This window comes from Psychrobacter sp. T6-1, assembly GCF_052258445.1.
On the sequence record NZ_JBQQFC010000431.1, the window covers coordinates 1 to 1,550 of the forward strand.

A 1,550-nucleotide genomic window follows, 5' to 3' on the forward strand; every position below is an offset into this window, starting at 1 on the left:
ATTATGAGCTTACTCGGTAATTTGGTATCGCAAGTGGCGCGCAGAGCTATGGATCCAGAAGATGCACAGCGTAACCCTGTCAATCAGCGCATAAATCCACGTCGCACAGGCGGTTTAGGGGATATCTTGGGCGGTGTGCTTGGCGGTGGTACGCAAGCAGGCGGCTATAACCCGCAGCGCTATGAGCGCCGGCAAGCAGACAACGGCTTTGGTCTAGATGATATTTTAGGTGGTTTGACTGGTGGCCTAGGGGGCAATCAGCGCGGCGGCATGAGTTCAGGCGCAGGCGGCTTAGGTGATATTTTAGGAAGCGTACTCGGTGGTCAGCGTAGTCGAGGCGGTTTTGGCGGTAAAGGCATGCTAATTGCCGCGCTTATGCCTATGGTGCTAAGCTGGATTAAGCGTAACGGGGGCTTAAGCGGCGCTTTATCTAAAATTACAGGTATGGGTCATGAGCAGCAGGCACGCTCTTGGATGAGTAATAGTGAGCCAAATGACAACTTAGATCCTAATGAGATTGATAGATTATTTGATAGTAGTGAAATTCAGCAAGTAGCAGCGAGTACTGGTGCTAACGAGACTGAAGTGCGTCAAGGTCTAGCGGAGCTATTGCCAGAGGTGATGAATCAGCTTACCCCGCATGGCAATCTAGATGATGAGACCGAGGCCAATCAGGAGATCGATCAAATCATAGGTCAGCTATCAAACCGTTTGGGTTCATTTAAATAAAGTACTGACTTTGAGCCAGCTTAACCTAGTCATTAAAAAAGAGCACTTTAAGTGCTCTTTTTTTGGTTCTGGTTTACTTTTAATTACTAGTGCTAAAAGCGCTCATCTAACGTCTCAAGAGTGTATTCAAGAGCAGCAAAACAAATATCACTCTTAAAGCCGCGATACTGCAAAAACCGCACTTGCCGTGCTTTTTGCTTTTGCTCAGTCGGTATGTCGTTGCCATACTTTTTGGTACGGGCGGCAACGGCTAGTTTGAGCCAATCAACGCCCTCAACCATACTATCATCGTCGTCATCGACAAACTCTCTAAACTCGTCAGATTCGCTATTTGCCATGTCGATAAGCTCATCGATGTTGCCAGGCATAGCGATCTTTTTTTTATAAAACGCTTGTTTGATACGTCCCCGCCCGCGACCTTTACGAATGTTTTCTCGTATGAGCATCAAGGTCGTACGGTAGTCGCTTTGATAGCCTTTATCGCGGAACTCATCGAGCAGGGCATCAATTTTGTCAGGATCTTGCTCTTTATCGATGAGCTTTTGTTTGAGCTCAGCTCGTCCATGTTCGCGGCGCGATAGATAATAAAACGCTAGCCAGCGCAGGCGACTCTCTGCTTTTATGGCGTCAAGCTCGCTTTGCTTTTGTTCTGGCGTACGCAAGTAAGCTTTGAGCGCAGAGGGTAGATTATCTAGTTCGGTAGCAGTAAGCTGTTCCTTAGCATCCGAAGTTAAATGGGTAGTAGGCTCTAAGTTGACGTTATTATTAATATGGCTATTTGAGTTGGGCTCTTTATCTGCCGTTTCGCTATGCTGCTTGTG

General features: G+C 47.2%; 2 protein-coding genes. One reads left to right on the top strand and one right to left on the bottom strand.

Going from position 1 to position 1,550, the window contains the following annotated elements; genetic code table 11:
* The coding region (locus tag ACTXGO_RS13520; RefSeq protein WP_443574886.1) for a YidB family protein at positions 1 to 729 on the top strand (729 nt) is incomplete at its 5' end.
* A gap of 92 nt (positions 730 to 821) precedes the next feature.
* On the opposite strand, the gene ACTXGO_RS13525 is transcribed toward ACTXGO_RS13520, so the two are convergent.
* On the bottom strand, positions 822 to 1,550 hold a 729-nt coding region (locus ACTXGO_RS13525), incomplete at its 5' end, for a regulatory protein RecX (RefSeq protein WP_443574887.1).